This is a genomic window from Entomohabitans teleogrylli, assembly GCF_001484765.1.
GTDB classification, from domain to species: Bacteria; Pseudomonadota; Gammaproteobacteria; order Enterobacterales; family Enterobacteriaceae; genus Entomohabitans; species Entomohabitans teleogrylli.
The window spans coordinates 1-315 of the sequence record NZ_LLXO01000130.1 but is presented as its reverse complement, the minus strand read 5'-3'; the positions used below and the strand labels follow the sequence as shown (position 1 = coordinate 315).

General features: G+C 49.2%; 1 protein-coding gene. It reads right to left on the bottom strand.

All coding sequences use genetic code 11. The annotated features are described in order from the left end of the window. Positions 1-315 (bottom strand): IS3 family transposase (locus AQ981_RS25565; protein WP_154675997.1); only part of this gene is annotated, 315 nt, incomplete at both ends.

Here is a 315-nt window from a genome sequence, read left to right as displayed (position 1 = left end):
CTTCCGAGCCGTTGATAATACTGCTTTTCATATTCTGTCGGTGACATCTGATTGCTCGAACCATGCCGACGCTTACTGTTATAGAACATTTCGATGTAATCAAAAATATCGCTGCGGGCTTCTTCCCGCGTTCCGTAGATCTTTTTCTTTATCCGTTCGCGTTTCAGCAACTGGAAAAAGCTTTCTGCAACCGCATTATCGTGACAGTTACCGCGACGGCTCATGCTCCCCTCCAGGCCGTGTGCTTTCAGGAACGACTGCCACTCATGGCTTGTGTACTGACTGCCCTGGTCCGAGTGAACCAGCACCTGTTTT